Source organism: Pseudomonas peradeniyensis (assembly GCF_014268935.2).
Taxonomy (GTDB): Bacteria; Pseudomonadota; Gammaproteobacteria; order Pseudomonadales; family Pseudomonadaceae; genus Aquipseudomonas; species Aquipseudomonas peradeniyensis.
This window is the reverse complement of the sequence record NZ_JABWRJ020000004.1, coordinates 652,416-666,150: the sequence shown is the minus strand read 5'-3', so window position 1 is coordinate 666,150 and position 13,735 is coordinate 652,416. Positions and strand designations below refer to the sequence as shown.

Here is a 13,735-nt window from a genome sequence, read left to right as displayed (position 1 = left end):
GGAAATTGCTCGTTCAGGTGCGTTTCAACACTTCCCGGCAAAAATCCCGGATAATGCCCGCCATTTATCCGTTCCCGCCCGCTTTTGGTACCCCTGCGCATGGAAATCAAGGTCAATTTTCTCGACAACCTTCGTCTCGAAGCCAAGTTCGACGACTTCACGGTGATCGCCGACCAGCCGATCCGCTACAAGGGCGACGGCTCGGCCCCGGGGCCGTTCGACTATTTCCTGGCCTCGTCGGCCCTGTGCGCGGCGTACTTCGTCAAGCTTTACTGCCAGACCCGCGATATTCCGACCGAGAACATCCGCCTGTCGCAGAACAACATCGTCGACCCCGAGAACCGCTACAACCAGATCTTCAAGATCCAGGTCGAGCTGCCCGAGGACATCTCCGAGAAGGACCGCCAGGGCATCCTGCGCTCCATCGACCGCTGCACCGTGAAGAAGGTGGTGCAGACCGGCCCCGAGTTCATCATCGAGGAAGTCGACAACCTCGACGCCGACGCCCAGGCGCTGCTGATGCCGGTGTCGGATACCAGCACCTACATCCCGGGCAAGGACCTGCCGCTGGAGCAGACCATCGCCAACATGTCGGCGATCCTCGCGGGCCTGGGGATGAAGATCGAGATCGCCTCGTGGCGCAACATCGTGCCCAACGTCTGGTCGCTGCACGTGCGCGATGCGCAGTCGCCGATGTGCTTCACCAACGGCAAGGGCGCGACCAAGGAAGCGGCGCTGGCCTCGGCGCTGGGCGAGTTCATCGAGCGGCTGAACTGCAACTTCTTCTACAACGACCAGTTCTGGGGCGAGGACATCGCCAACGCGGCGTTCGTGCACTACCCCAACGAGCAGTGGTTCAAGCCAGGCCCCAAGGACGCGCTGCCGGCCGAGATCCTCGACGAGCACTGCCTGGCGATCTTCAACCCCGATGGCGAGTTGCGCGGCTCGCACCTGTACGACACCAACTCGGGCAACAAGGAGCGTGGCATCTGCTCGCTGCCGTTCGTGCGCCAGTCGGACGGCGAGACGGTGTACTTCCCGTCCAACCTGATCGAGAACCTGTACCTGAGCAACGGCATGAGCGCCGGCAACACCCTGGCCGAGGCGCAGGTGCAGTGCCTGTCGGAGATCTTCGAGCGGGCGGTCAAGCGCGAGATCCTCGAAGGCGAGCTGTGCCTGCCGGACGTGCCGCAGGAGGTGCTGGCCAAGTACCCGGGCATCGTCGCCGGCATCCAGGGGCTGGAGGAGCAGGGCTTCCCGGTGCTGGTCAAGGACGCGTCGCTGGGCGGCGAGTTCCCGGTGATGTGCGTGACCCTGATGAACCCGCGCACCGGCGGCGTGTTCGCTTCGTTTGGCGCCCACCCGAGCTTCGAGGTGGCGCTGGAGCGCAGCCTTACCGAACTGCTCCAGGGCCGCAGCTTCGAGGGCCTGAACGACCTGCCGCAACCGACCTTCGACAGCCTGGCGCTGACCGAGCCGAACAACTTCGTCGAGCACTTCATCGATTCCAGCGGCGTGGTGTCGTGGCGCTTCTTCGGCGCCAAGGCCGACTTCGAGTTCGTCGAGTGGGACTTCTCGGGCCACGGCGAGGACTCCAACCAGCAGGAGGCGCAGACCCTGTTCGGCATCCTCGAGGACCTGGACAAGGAGGTGTACATGGCCGTGTACGACGACCTCGGCGCCACCGCCTGCCGCATCCTGGTGCCGGGCTATTCGGAGATCTACCCGGTCGAGGACCTGATCTGGGACAACACCAACCGCGCCCTGGGTTTCCGTGCCGACATCCTCAACCTGCACAAGCTGGACAACCGTTCGCTCAAGCTGCTGCTCAAGCGCCTGGACAACGCCGAGGTGGATGACTACACCACCATCACCACGCTGATTGGCGTCGAGTTCGACGACAACACGGTGTGGGGCCAGTTGACCATCCTCGAACTGAAGCTGTTGATCCACCTGGTGCTGCAGCGCTTCGAGGAGGCCAAGGAGCTGGTCGAGATGTTCCTGCAGTTCAATGACAACACCGTCGAGCGCGGGCTGTTCTACCAGGCGCTGAACGTGGTGCTGGAGGTGGTGCTGGACGATGAGCTGGAGATGGCCGACTACGAGCACAACTTCCGTCGCATGTTCGGCAATGAGCGGATGGACGCGGTGCTGGGCTCGGTTGACGGCAGCGTGCGGTTCCATGGGCTGACGCCGACCAACCTGCAGCTCGAAGGGCTGGACCGCCACCTGCGCCTGGTTGAAAGCTACAAGAAGCTGCACGCGGCGCGGGCGCGGGCGGCCGGGCTCTGAACCGAGTCGCTCGAATGAATGAAAAGGGTCGCTTGGCGACCCTTTTTCTTTAGCGCAACCGCAATACCCGGTCCAGGGACAGTGCCCCGCCGCCCCGGGCGATCAACAGCAGGAGCAGGCCGGCCCAGGAAAGGTGGGTGGGCCAGGCATCCGGGTAGACGAAGATCTCGATCACCAGGGTCATGCCCAGCAGGGCCAGGGCCGACAGTCGGGTGAACAGGCCGAGCACCAGCAACAGCGGGAACAGGTGCTCGGCATAGGTCGCCAGGTGCGCCGCCAGCCAGGGTGATACCAGCGGCAAGGCGTACTCGCTCTGGAACAGCTCGTAGGTGCCGGGGGTGATGCTCAGCAGGCCTTCGACCTTGGTCCGACCGGACAGAAAGAAGATCGAGGCGATGCCCAGGCGGGCGACCAGGCACAGGACGCTGTCGCCGAGCAGGCGTTGCAGTTGTTCGGCGACGAGGTTCCAGTAAAGGCGCAGGCCGTGGGGCGATGGGCTGGCGTGGCTGATGTCCATGGCGTTTTCCTCAGGTGAAGGCGAGCGGGCGCAGGGCCCGGGCATTCAGCAGCCTGCCAAGCAGGTCGCTGAAGTCCAGGTCAGGTTGGGCGTGCAGGGCGAGCTGTGAGGCTTTGTCCAATGTGCAGCCGGCGGCACAGGCATCGAGGAAGGTGCATCCCCCCAGGTTCAACGGCTGGTGGACGACGCCTTCGTGGTCGCCGCTGAGCAGGGCGCCCTCGGCCACCCAAGGCTGATCCTCGGGCCAGGCCCTGGCGTCGCGGCTGTGGTGCCAGAGGCTGTAGGCAGGGTGCTGGTCGAACCAGTGCCAGCGTACGCCGGTTCGCGGGCTCAAGTGGCTGCGTTCGAGGTCCGAGGCGGTCATGCCGGCCAGGTCGGCCAATGTCAGCCAAGGATCGTCGACGGTACTGAACGCTTCGCACCAGGCGAAATCCAGCCGTGCGACATCCGCCAGGTAAGACAGACCATGAACCGGCTGCAATGCCTCGAGAAACGCCGGAAATGCCGCGCCATAGCGGATCAGCCGCACGTCACAGGGCGGCGATTGCCGGGCATATTCCGCGGCGGTGTCGTGCATCCATTGCTGCCCGACCAGTGTTTCGACGCTCGGAAAGTTGGCGCGCAGGGCCTCGACGCAACCGGCCAGCACTGTGTTGCGATACACGGCGAACGCGGGCTGCGCCGTCAATGCCGCCAGCTCAGGCGCGGGACGCTGGTAGAGCGCGTCGATGAAGGTGTTCTGGAACTGGCCGAGGCTGAGGTTCATGGCAAGGCTCCTGCCAGGTCGAGGGTGGCCTGGGCGAGGGCGCGTTCGGCGAGCAGTTCGTCGAACGCGGGGATGTTGCCGTCGCGTTCTATCAAGGTCGGACGCGGACCGATGCGGGCGATCAACTGCTGGTACAGCGACCACACCGGCGCGGCGATGGCGGCATCGTGGGAATCGACCAGCAGTGTGCCCTGGGCGTCATGACTGTGTCCGGCCAGGTGGATCTCGGTGATGGCCTGGACAGGGAAGCGGGCGAGGTAGTCGGCGGCATCGAAGCCGAGATTGTGGGCACTGACGTACACATTGTTGACGTCCAGCAACAGGCCGCAGCCGGTGCGTCGCACCAGCTCGGCGAGGAAGTCGATCTCATCCAGGTCATGGCCCTGCAGGTGCAGGTAGTGGCTGGGGTTCTCGATGGAGATGCGGCACCCCAAAGCGTCCTGGGTGCGCTGGATGTTGTCGGCAATGCGGGCCAGGGCCTCGTCGCTGCGGGGGACGGGCAGCAGGTCCGGATGATACTGGCCGCGCCAGGTCGACCAGGCCAGGTGTTCCGACACCAGGGCCGGGTGTACCTGGTCGATCAGGGTACGCAGGCGTCGCAGGTGCGTGGCGTCAGGTTCGGCATCCGCCGCCAGTGACAGTGCCACGCCGTGCAGCGACAGCGGATGGCGCTCGGCCATCCGCGCCAGCCAGGCCAGGCGAGGGCCGCCGACCATGTAGTTTTCCGGATGGACTTCGAACCACAACCCTTCGGCGTGGCAGGCCCAGGCCTGGTCATAGTGCTCGGCCTTCAGGCCGAGCCCTGCGCCCATCGGCGTCTTTCCGTTCATGGTCGATGGCCTGTGCTCAGGATTTGATCGGGGTCAGCGAACCCATGCCGTTGGGGGTCTTGATCGAGGTGCAGGTACCCGCAGGCACGTTTTTCCACTGCATGCCGTCGTAGTCCTTTTTCGCGCTGCCGGCGCAGGTGGTACCGGCGCCGGCCTTGCAGTCGTTCTTGCCGGCCATGGCCACGCCGTAGCATTTCTCCATGGTGGCCGCCTTGGTGGTGTCGTCGGCCAGGGCTGCGCCTGCCAGCGAGGCGAGGGCGAGGGCGGCGGTGGCGAGGGCGAGGGTTTTCATGGTGTCGTCTCCAGAAGGTGGGGCCGTGGCGAGGTACCGGCGGCTCATGGAGTAGTTCGCGGCGATGGGCGAGGCGGTTACAGCGCCTGCAAAATATTTTTCGCCACCTGTGCCGGCCTCCTAAGGTAAGGAGGTAGCGTCGGTGCTTGCGCAGGGCGTTGCGGCGATGGTTGGATAAAAAAGAAACCCACAGACGGTGTAACCCCGGCGGCCGATGCAACGAACTAACCCACAGGATGTGCTCAGCGCACGCGAGTCGCAGCTGCAGGCCCTGCTATTGCTTGGGCTGGCCGGTGACGCCGGGGCCTATCGCGAATTCCTCGCGGCGCTGGCGGTGCACCTGCGTGGTTTTTTGCGTCGGCGCCTGGCGCAGCGGCCGGCCGAAGTCGAGGACTTGCTGCAGGAGGTGCTGCTGGCGGTGCACAATGCCCGTCACACCTACCAGGCGCAGCAACCGTTGACCGCCTGGGTGCAGGCGATTGCCCGCTACAAGCTGGCCGACCACTGGCGCGGCCAGGCCCGGCGTGAGGCGCGCCATGAGCCGCTGGAGGATGACAGCGAGCTGTTCGCCTGTGCTGATGAAGAGCCGGCCCAGGCCAGCCGGGACCTGAACAAGCTGCTCGGGCAGTTGCCCGACCGCCAGCGCCTGCCCATCGTCCACGTCAAGCTGGAGGGGCTGTCGGTGGAGGAAACCGCACGTATCACCGGGCTGTCCAGTTCGGCGGTGAAGGTGGGCATACACCGGGGGCTCAAGGCCCTGGGAAGGTTGATTCGAGGTAAAGACGACCATGAAGACCGATGAGCTGATCAGCCTTCTGGCGACCGCCGCAGAGCCGGTGGATCGTCATGCGCTGGCGCGTCGCCTGCTGCTGGCGCTGCTGGCCGGCATGTTGGGCGCGTTGCTGATGACCGTGGCCATCTACGGCGTGCGCAGCGATCTGGCCGAGGTGGCGCGCACGCCGCTGTTCTGGGCCAAGCTGGCCTTGCCCACCAGCCTGGGCCTGCTGGCCCTGTGGCTGACCCAGCGCCTGGCCAGGCCGGGTGTGCGCGGTGGCGCGCTGTGGGGGTTGCTCGGCCTGCCGCTGCTGCTGGTATGGCTGGGGGCCGCCGTCAGCCTGGCCGGCGCGCCAGTGGAAGCCCGCGCCGACCTGATCTTCGGCCGCACCTGGCGCACCTGCGCGTTGAACATCGCCCTGCTCTCGGCACCCGTGTTCGCCGCCGTGTTCTGGGCCCTGCGCGGCCTGGCGCCGACCCGGCTGCGCCAGGCCGGCGCAGCCGGTGGGTTGCTCGCTGGATCCACCGCGACCCTCGTGTACTGCCTGCACTGCCCGGAAATGGCGGTGCCGTTCTGGGGGCTGTGGTACCTGCTGGGGATCTTGTTGCCGACCGTAATCGGGGCGTTGGCAGGGCCACGACTGCTGCGTTGGTGATCGGGTGCGGGGTTGCGGTGCTGCGCAGCCCTTTCGCGGCACAAGGCCGCTCCTACAGGGCAACGTGTTAAGCCTTCAGGCTGTCGTGACCAGAGGCAATGTTACCTGCAGTGCCAGCCCGCCTTCGCTCCTGCGCTGCGCCGAGATGCGGCCACCATGGGCCTCGCAGATGGCCTGGGCGATCGACAGGCCCAGACCACCACCACCGCTGACCCGCGCCCGCGACTGCTCCGCGCGCCAGAAGCGCACGAACATGTTGCCCAGGTCCTTCTGCTCGACCGCTTGCCCACGATCAAGGAATTCCAGCTGCACGCAGCCTTTGGCCTGGCGCACGGCGACGCTGAGCTCGCGGCCGTCGGAGGCGTACTTGAGGGCATTCTCGATCAGGATGTTGATCAGCTGGCCGACCCGCGCCGGGTCGGCCTCGATCACCACGTCATCGGCCAGCGCCGTGTGCAACTGCATCCCGGCGGCCTCGAACTGCGGCGCGAACCAGGCCAGGCGCTCCTCGACCAGCCTGGCCGGGGAGAACCGGCTGATGTGCAGGGACAATTGCCCTGCATGGGCCAGGGACAGCAGGTGCAGGTCGCCCACCAGGGTATTGAGGTTGTACAGCTGGTTCTGCACCAGGCGCAATTGCTCGGGGCACAGCGGGAACACCTCATCGAGCATGCCCTGTACCCGGCCCAGGGCGGCATTGAGCGGGGTGCGCAGTTCATGGGCCAGGTTGGAGCTCGACTCGGCCACTTCGCTTTCGTACAGCGCCAGGCGTTCGACCAGCTTGTTGAAGTCGGTGCACAGGCGCTGCATTTCCTTGGGCTGGCGCGGGTGCTGGCTGACCCGCACGCTGAGGTCGCCCTCGGCCACCCGCCGTGCCCCAACGGCGATCTGGCGGAACTGCCGGGACAGCGGCCTGGACAGGTACAGGCCGACCATCAGGGTGAACGGGATGACCACGATGACGAAACCGTACAGCACCAGCCAGTCGATGCTGTTGCCGGGACCCGGAAGGAAGTCGTGGATGTCGTAGTAGGTCTGCAGCAACTGCCACAGCCTGGACTCGTTGCGCGGCACATCGGCCAGACCGGCCAGCATCGCGGCGCGGTCCTCGGGCCGCATCGACTGCAGCACCAGGAAGTCGCTGATCCAGAAGTACAGGTACATGCACACGGTGATGGTGATCACCGCGCCGACGGCGAGCAGGGTCATTCTCAGGCCGACCCACAGCCACAGCGGACGTTTGCGCATGGCGGTCAGCGGAATCGGTAGCCTACGGAGCGGACGGTCACCAGCACGCCAGTCACGCCCAGGGCCGCTAGCTTGCGCCGCAGGTTGAGCACGTGGGTGTCGATGATGCGCATCAGTGCATCGCTCTCGGGCATGCACAGCTCCAGCAGTTCCTCGCGGCTGAAGGCCTTGGTCGGGGTGCGCAGCAGCGCGGCGAGCAGCAGCAGTTCCGAACGGGTCAGGTCGAGCACCTGCTCTTCGCCATCGCCGGCCCGCACTCCAGCCACGAAGCGCTCTGCATCGACCCAGACACCCTGGCACTCCAGGCGCTGGCGACTGTCGGCCGGCGCGCCGTAGCGGCGCAGCACCGCGTGTACCCGGGCCACCACTTCCTTGGGGTTGCAGGGTTTGACCACGTAGTCGTCGGCGCCGTAGCGCAGGGCGCCGATCTTGTCCGGCTCGTCGCCGATGGCGGTGACCATGATCACCGGGGTGTCGGCGCCGCGGCGGATCTCGGTCAGCAGCTCCGGCCCGGACATTTTCGGCAGCATCATGTCCAGCAGCACGATCGCCGGCATGCGCTGGCGGAACAGGGCCAGCCCACGGGCACCGTCTTCGGCGATGTCCACCTCGAAGCCGTCGCGCTTCAGGTAGGCCTCGAGGATGCTTGCACCATCGGCGTCGTCCTCGACGATCAATACGCGCTTGGCGGTCATGGGTTGCCTCGTGGGTCGCGCAGCCCGGCCAGTACCTCGGCGGCGGTGGTGACGTGGCCGAAATGGTGTTTCCACAGGTCGATGCCCAGCTGCCCGGAACGGTCCAGCGAGGAGCCCATGGTCAGGTCGGTAACCAGCGTCGGCGTCAGGCCCGCATCGAACAGGGCGAAGCCGGCGGCCAGTACGCAGGTCTCGGTCTGCAGCCCGCACACAAGCACGCGCTCGACGCCCAGGCGCTTGATGTAGTCCAGTGTCTCGGCGGTCTGGCCATAGCCATGCTTGACGAACACCTTGTCCGCCTCGACCAGGGCCACGTCCTCAGCAGCCGGGTGCCAGCCGAGCTGGCGCTGGAACGGGGTCACCTGCTCGTCGTGCAGCTCGATCGAGGCGATGGTGGGGATGTGCGCCGACAACACGCGGATGCCATCCACCAGTTTCTCGGAGGGGCTGAAGGTGGATTGCACATCGACGATGAGCAGGACTTGCTGCATGGCGGATTCCCGGGCGCGGTTCGAAGGTGGGCGAGTATACCGCCGCGCGCGGGAATTTTGCGCCAAGGGGCTGGCACCGTGCCCAGCCAGGGCTCATACAAGCTGCTAGGCCGCCAACCGCCCGCTGGCAATCGCCTCCGACGCCGCCAGCATCGCCCGCAGCAGCACCGCGCAGCCGGCCGCGAGGTCCTCGGGGGCGGCGTTCTCGATTTCGTTGTGGCTGATCCCGCCCTCGCAGGGCACGAAGATCATCCCGGCTGGGCCCAGCTCGGCGAGGAAGATCGCGTCGTGCCCAGCGCCGCTGACGATGTCCATGTGCGCCAGGCCCAGGTTGCGCGCCGAGTCGCGCACCGCCTCGACGCAGCCCTTGTCGAAGTACAGGGCCGGGAAGTCGGCAGTGGGCACCAGTTCGTAGCTCAATCCGTGCTTGGCGGTGGTGGCCTCGATCACCTGGCGCACCTCGGCGATCATCGCGTCCAGTTGCTGGCCTTCGAGGTGACGGAAATCCAGGGTCATGCGCACTTCGCCGGGGATCACGTTGCGTGAGCCGGGATAGGCCTGCAGGCAGCCGACCGTGCCGCAGGCGTGGGGCTGGTGGGCGAGGGCGGTGCGGTTGACCGCCTCGACCACGGCGGCGGCGCCGACCAGGGCGTCCTTGCGCAGGTGCATGGGGGTGGGGCCGGCGTGGGCCTCGACACCGCGCAGGGTCAGGTCGAACCACTTCTGGCCGAGGGCACCGAGCACCACGCCGATGGTCTTGCGCTGGTCCTCGAGGATCGGGCCCTGCTCGATGTGCGCCTCGAAGTAGGCGCCCACCGGGTGGCCGGTCACGACGCGGCTGCCGGCGTAGCCGATGGCGTTCAGCGCCTCGCCGACGCTCACGCCCTGGGCGTCACGCTTGGCCAGGGTCTCCTCGAGGGTGAACTTGCTGGCGAACACCCCCGAGCCCATCATGCAGGGGGCGAAGCGCGAGCCTTCCTCGTTGGTCCACACCACCACCTCCAACGGCGCCTCGGTCTCCACGCCCAGGTCGTTGAGGGTGCGGATCACCTCCAGTCCGGCCATCACGCCGAAGCAACCGTCGAACTTGCCGCCGGTGGGCTGGGTGTCGATATGGCTGCCGGTCATCACCGGCGGCAGCTTGGCGTTGCGCCCGGGGCGGCGGGCGAAGATGTTGCCGACCGCATCGATGCTCACCGTGCAGCCGGCCGCTTCGCACCACTGCACGAACAGGTCGCGGGCCTGGCGGTCGAGGTCGGTCAGCGCCAGGCGGCAGACGCCGCCCTTGGCCGTGGCGCCGAGGCGGGCGAGGTCCATCAGGGACTGCCACAGGCGGGCGCTGTCGATGTGGTGCTTGCTCGATTGCAGGACTTCCTTGGCGAGGGTGGTCATGGGTGTCTCCTCAGACTGTTGTTATGAGCATCACGTGGGAGCGGGCTGCCCCGCGATGCGCTACATCACGGCAAAGGTTTCGCCAGCCGCGCCGGCCCGCGCACCGCGAGGCCGCCGAGTGCGTAATAGAGCCCGCCGCCAAGCAGCGAGCCGGTGAACCAGCCATAGTCGTAGAACCAGCTGAAACTGCTGTTGCCGATGGCCATCACGGTCAGTGCCACCGGCACGCCGAAGGCGACGAACCCGGCCCAGTTCCAGGCCGGGTACACGTCGTCGCGGTACAGCCCGGCCAGGTCCAGGTGCTGGCGGCGCACCAGGAAGTAGTCCACCACCATGATCCCGGCGATCGGCCCAAGCAGGCTGGAGTAGCCCAGCAGCCAGTTGGAGTACACGCTCTCCAGGCTCAGGTCGGAGACGATCCAGCCAAGCTTCTTGAGCAGCTCGTGACCCATCAGCGCCAGGCCGATGAAGCCAGTCAGCCAGACCGCGCGGCTGCGCCCGATCAGGCGTGGGGCGATGTTCTGGAAGTCGTTGGTGGGCGAGACGATGTTGGCCGCGGTGTTGGTCGACAGCGTGGCGATGATGATCAGCGCCATGGCCAGGGCCACCCAGCCGGGGCTCTGGATATGGCCGATCAGGCTCACCGGGTCGGACACCGTCTGGCCCACCAGCGAGGCGGAGGCGGCGGTCATGATCACGCCCAGCGAAGCGAACAGGAACATGGTCAGCGGCAGGCCGAAGATCTGCCCGAGGATCTGGTCCTTCTGGCTCTTCGCGTAACGGCTGAAATCGGGGATGTTCAGCGACAGCGTGGCCCAGAAGCCGACCATGGCGGTAAGCCCGGCGCAGAAGTAGCCAACCACGCTGGCGCCCTCGGGGCGCTTGGGCGGCTGCGCCAGCAGCTCGCTCATCGACATGTGCGGCAGCGCCCAGAACAGCAGGCCGACTCCGACCGCCACCAGCAGCGGCGCCGACAGCGTCTCCAGCCACTTGATCGACTCGGCGCCGCGCAGCACCACCCACAGGTTCAGCGACCAGAACAGCATGAAGCCGATCACCTCGCCGGTGCCGCCCAGTGCCTTCCACTCGGGGAACAGCGAGCCGAGGAACAGGTGGATGGCCAGCCCACCGAACATGGTCTGGATACCGAACCAGCCGCAGGCCACCACGGCGCGGATCAGGCACGGCACGTTGGAGCCGAACACGCCGAACGAGGCGCGCAGCAGCACCGGGAAGGGAATGCCGTACTTGGTCCCGGGGAAGGCGTTGAGGGTCAGCGGAATCAGCACGATGAGGTTGGCCAGCAGGATCGCCAGCAGCGCCTCGCCCACGCTCAGGCCGAAGTAGGCAGTGAGCACGCCGCCGAGGGTGTAGGTGGGCACGCAGATGGACATGCCCACCCACAGCGCGGTGATGTGCCACTTGTTCCAGGTGCGCTGGTGCACCTTGGTCGGGGCGATGTCGTGGTTGTAGCGGGGGCTATCGAGGACGTCGCTGCCGGCGTCGAGCTCGAACAGGCCATGCTGCTCGACCACTTGCGATCTGCTCTGTTGCATGGGGTTCTCCAGGTCTTTTTTCTTGTAGTTGTCGCTCATCGGGCTGACGCGATGGCCGGAGTACACACACCAGCAGTACTGCACCTCCGGCCCGGCCAGGCGGTTGTGGCCTGCGTTTTCAACAAACGTGCCGGGAAAGCCCGCGCCTTCCCGGCGGCCGCCGCCAACCGGAGGTAACTCACTGTCTTGCAAAGGCATTCTTCAGCGCGACGACGAGGGTGGGGTGGGCACCCTGGTACGCCGTCCGTCTGGCCGGTCCATCACCCGCGTGGTTCAAACGGGTGCAACCTGGAAAACCACCGGCGCGGCCTGCGCCATCCAGCCAGGAAACAAACAGCTGATTTTGCATAGGAAATCTTGACCAATTTGGCTTCCTGTCAAGTGCGTCAAAATAGTGAAGGGGTGTCACATTTTGGTGATTTATATAAATTATTGTTAATAATCAACAAGATACAAAATAGGAAATTTGCATAGATTTTTTCTTGATCAATATCCGATCAGATACTAGCCTCGATTCTTGTCAGGCCTGACAGGATTGAGTGAATCGCCTCCAGCGCCCGGCCCGAAACAATTCCAAGAACCGGCCAAAAGACCGGTCAGCCTGCGAGGAAAACGGCATGTCCCTGTTGATCCGTGGCGCCACCGTGGTTACCCATGAAGAGAGCTACCGTGCAGATGTCCTGTGTGTCGACGGCCTGATCCGCGCCATCGGCAGCCACCTCGAAACCCCCACTGATTGCGAAGTCCTCGACGGTTCTGGCCAGTACCTGATGCCCGGCGGCATCGACCCGCACACCCACATGCAGCTGCCGTTCATGGGCACGGTGGCCAGCGAGGACTTCTTCAGCGGCACCGCTGCGGGCCTGGCCGGGGGCACCACCTCGATCATCGACTTCGTCATCCCCAATCCGCAGCAATCGCTGCTCGAGGCGTTCCACACCTGGCGCGGCTGGGCGCAGAAGAGCGCCAGCGACTACGGCTTCCACGTCGCCATCACCTGGTGGAGCGAGCAGGTGGCCGAGGAGATGGGTGAGCTGGTGGCCAAGCATGGGGTGAACAGCTTCAAGCACTTCATGGCCTACAAGAACGCGATCATGGCCGCCGACGACACCCTGGTGGCCAGCTTCGAACGCTGCCTGCAACTGGGCGCGGTGCCGACAGTGCACGCCGAGAACGGCGAGCTGGTGTATCACCTGCAGAAAAAGCTGCTGGCCCAGGGCCTGACCGGGCCCGAGGCGCACCCGCTGTCACGCCCGTCGCAGGTCGAGGGCGAGGCCGCCAGCCGCGCCATCCGCATCGCCGAGACCCTCGGCACGCCGCTGTACCTGGTGCATGTCTCCAGCCGCGAGGCGCTGGACGAGATCACCTATGCCCGGGCCAAGGGCCAGCCGGTATACGGCGAGGTGCTGCCGGGCCACCTGTTGCTGGACGACAGCGTCTACCGCGACCCGGACTGGGCCACCGCTGCCGGCTACGTGATGAGCCCGCCGTTCCGCCCGCGCGAGCACCAGGACGCATTGTGGGGGGGGCTGCAGTCGGGCAACCTGCACACCACCGCCACCGACCACTGCTGCTTCTGCGCCGAGCAGAAGGCCATGGGCCGCGACGATTTCAGCCGCATTCCCAACGGCACCGCCGGCATCGAGGACCGCATGGCGGTGCTGTGGGATGCCGGGGTGAACAGCGGGCGCCTGTCGATCCACGAGTTCGTCGCGCTGACCTCCACCAACACCGCGAAGATCTTCAACCTGTTCCCGCGCAAGGGCGCGATCCGCGTCGGCGCCGACGCCGACCTGGTGCTGTGGGATCCGCAGGGCACGCGCACGATCAGCGCCCAGACCCATCACCAGCGGGTTGATTTCAACATCTTCGAAGGCCGCACCGTGCGCGGCATCCCCAGCCACACCATCAGCCAGGGCAAGGTGCTCTGGGCCGATGGCGACCTGCGCGCCGAGCCGGGCGCAGGGCGCTACGTGGAGCGACCGGCGTATCCGTCGGTGTACGAGGTGCTGGAACGCCGGGCCGAGCGGCAGAAACCGACGCCGGTTCAGCGCTGAAGCCGTTGGGCTGCTGCGCAGCCCTATCGCCGGCAAGCCGGCTCCCACAGACGTACCGCAGACCCTGTGGGAGCCGGCTTGCCGGCGAAAGGGGCGCAAAGTGCCCCCTGATAACAACACACATGCTCCTGTTGACTGCCATCCCCCAGAACGGACCGGCGCCTGACCA

At 66.1% G+C, this 13,735-nt stretch carries 13 protein-coding genes; 4 read left to right on the top strand and 9 right to left on the bottom strand.

The genetic code is table 11. From position 1 onward, the window contains the following. Window positions 1-99 precede the first annotated feature (99 nt). Complete coding sequence (locus tag HU751_RS23565) at window positions 100-2,292, top strand: OsmC domain/YcaO domain-containing protein (protein WP_186734548.1); 2,193 nt, start codon at window positions 100-102, stop codon at window positions 2,290-2,292. Window positions 2,293-2,341: 49 nt separating this feature from the next. On the opposite strand, the gene HU751_RS23560 is transcribed toward HU751_RS23565, so the two are convergent. The 4 genes from HU751_RS23560 to HU751_RS23545 are packed head-to-tail and all read right to left on the bottom strand — an operon-like array spanning window position 2,342 to window position 4,697. Then, window positions 2,342-2,809, bottom strand: coding sequence for a DoxX family protein (locus tag HU751_RS23560; RefSeq protein ID WP_186734547.1), 468 nt, complete (start codon window positions 2,807-2,809; stop codon window positions 2,342-2,344). Between the two features lie 10 nt (window positions 2,810-2,819). Then, window positions 2,820-3,575 carry an HvfC/BufC N-terminal domain-containing protein gene (locus tag HU751_RS23555; RefSeq protein WP_186734546.1) on the bottom strand — a complete coding sequence of 252 codons (756 nt, stop codon included), beginning with the start codon at window positions 3,573-3,575 and terminating at the stop codon, window positions 2,820-2,822. Further along, window positions 3,572-4,405 (bottom strand): MNIO family bufferin maturase, encoded by an 834-nt coding sequence (gene bufB / locus HU751_RS23550; RefSeq protein WP_437181062.1) that lies wholly within the window; start codon window positions 4,403-4,405, stop codon window positions 3,572-3,574. The genes HU751_RS23555 and bufB overlap by 4 nt, the downstream gene beginning before the upstream one ends. Window positions 4,406-4,421: 16 nt before the next feature. Further along, on the bottom strand, window positions 4,422-4,697 hold the full coding sequence (locus HU751_RS23545) for a BufA1 family periplasmic bufferin-type metallophore (RefSeq protein ID WP_186734545.1): 276 nt from the start codon (window positions 4,695-4,697) through the stop codon (window positions 4,422-4,424). 214 nt (window positions 4,698-4,911) lie between these two features. Between HU751_RS23545 and HU751_RS23540 the strand changes: the two genes are divergently transcribed. Further along, a complete protein-coding gene (locus tag HU751_RS23540; RefSeq protein WP_186734544.1) occupies window positions 4,912-5,499 on the top strand; it encodes a sigma-70 family RNA polymerase sigma factor in 588 nt (195 codons plus the stop codon). After that, window positions 5,486-6,127, top strand: coding sequence for a DUF1109 domain-containing protein (locus HU751_RS23535; protein WP_186734543.1), 642 nt, complete (start codon window positions 5,486-5,488; stop codon window positions 6,125-6,127). Before HU751_RS23540 ends, HU751_RS23535 begins: the two co-directional genes overlap by 14 nt. Window positions 6,128-6,202: 75 nt before the next feature. On the opposite strand, the gene HU751_RS23530 is transcribed toward HU751_RS23535, so the two are convergent. The 5 genes from HU751_RS23530 to HU751_RS23510 form a co-directional block, all read right to left on the bottom strand. After that, a complete protein-coding gene (locus HU751_RS23530; protein ID WP_225933376.1) occupies window positions 6,203-7,375 on the bottom strand; it encodes an ATP-binding protein in 1,173 nt (390 codons plus the stop codon). A 5-nt stretch (window positions 7,376-7,380) separates the two neighbouring features. Next, window positions 7,381-8,070 (bottom strand): response regulator transcription factor, encoded by a 690-nt coding sequence (locus HU751_RS23525; protein WP_186734542.1) that lies wholly within the window; start codon window positions 8,068-8,070, stop codon window positions 7,381-7,383. Next, the gene (locus HU751_RS23520; protein ID WP_050706389.1) at window positions 8,067-8,561 is read right to left on the bottom strand and encodes an isochorismatase family protein; all 495 of its coding nucleotides are present in this window, start codon (window positions 8,559-8,561) and stop codon (window positions 8,067-8,069) included. The genes HU751_RS23525 and HU751_RS23520 overlap by 4 nt, the downstream gene beginning before the upstream one ends. 105 nt (window positions 8,562-8,666) lie before the next feature. Continuing rightward, window positions 8,667-9,953, bottom strand: coding sequence for a Zn-dependent hydrolase (locus HU751_RS23515; protein WP_186715086.1), 1,287 nt, complete (start codon window positions 9,951-9,953; stop codon window positions 8,667-8,669). A 65-nt stretch (window positions 9,954-10,018) separates the two neighbouring features. Continuing rightward, on the bottom strand, window positions 10,019-11,509 hold the full coding sequence (locus HU751_RS23510; protein WP_050706415.1) for an NCS1 family nucleobase:cation symporter-1: 1,491 nt from the start codon (window positions 11,507-11,509) through the stop codon (window positions 10,019-10,021). A gap of 617 nt (window positions 11,510-12,126) precedes the next feature. On the opposite strand from HU751_RS23510, the gene hydA reads away from it, so the two are divergent. After that, complete coding sequence (hydA, locus tag HU751_RS23505) at window positions 12,127-13,566, top strand: dihydropyrimidinase (protein WP_186734541.1); 1,440 nt, start codon at window positions 12,127-12,129, stop codon at window positions 13,564-13,566. The last annotated feature ends 169 nt before the right edge of the window (window positions 13,567-13,735 follow it).

What these genes read in the sequence shown, in the direction of transcription:
- HU751_RS23565 (WP_186734548.1), top strand. Translation starts at nt 100, where the DNA reads ATGGAAATCAAGGTCAATTTTCTCGACAACCTTCGTCTCGAAGCCAAG.
- HU751_RS23560 (WP_186734547.1), bottom strand. Translation starts at nt 2,809, where the DNA reads ATGGACATCAGCCACGCCAGCCCATCGCCCCACGGCCTGCGCCTTTAC.
- HU751_RS23555 (WP_186734546.1), bottom strand. Translation starts at nt 3,575, where the DNA reads ATGAACCTCAGCCTCGGCCAGTTCCAGAACACCTTCATCGACGCGCTC.
- bufB (WP_437181062.1), bottom strand. Translation starts at nt 4,405, where the DNA reads ATGAACGGAAAGACGCCGATGGGCGCAGGGCTCGGCCTGAAGGCCGAG.
- HU751_RS23545 (WP_186734545.1), bottom strand. Translation starts at nt 4,697, where the DNA reads ATGAAAACCCTCGCCCTCGCCACCGCCGCCCTCGCCCTCGCCTCGCTG.
- HU751_RS23540 (WP_186734544.1), top strand. Translation starts at nt 4,912, where the DNA reads ATGCAACGAACTAACCCACAGGATGTGCTCAGCGCACGCGAGTCGCAG.
- HU751_RS23535 (WP_186734543.1), top strand. Translation starts at nt 5,486, where the DNA reads ATGAAGACCGATGAGCTGATCAGCCTTCTGGCGACCGCCGCAGAGCCG.
- HU751_RS23530 (WP_225933376.1), bottom strand. Translation starts at nt 7,375, where the DNA reads ATGCGCAAACGTCCGCTGTGGCTGTGGGTCGGCCTGAGAATGACCCTG.
- HU751_RS23525 (WP_186734542.1), bottom strand. Translation starts at nt 8,070, where the DNA reads ATGACCGCCAAGCGCGTATTGATCGTCGAGGACGACGCCGATGGTGCA.
- HU751_RS23520 (WP_050706389.1), bottom strand. Translation starts at nt 8,561, where the DNA reads ATGCAGCAAGTCCTGCTCATCGTCGATGTGCAATCCACCTTCAGCCCC.
- HU751_RS23515 (WP_186715086.1), bottom strand. Translation starts at nt 9,953, where the DNA reads ATGACCACCCTCGCCAAGGAAGTCCTGCAATCGAGCAAGCACCACATC.
- HU751_RS23510 (WP_050706415.1), bottom strand. Translation starts at nt 11,509, where the DNA reads ATGCAACAGAGCAGATCGCAAGTGGTCGAGCAGCATGGCCTGTTCGAG.
- hydA (WP_186734541.1), top strand. Translation starts at nt 12,127, where the DNA reads ATGTCCCTGTTGATCCGTGGCGCCACCGTGGTTACCCATGAAGAGAGC.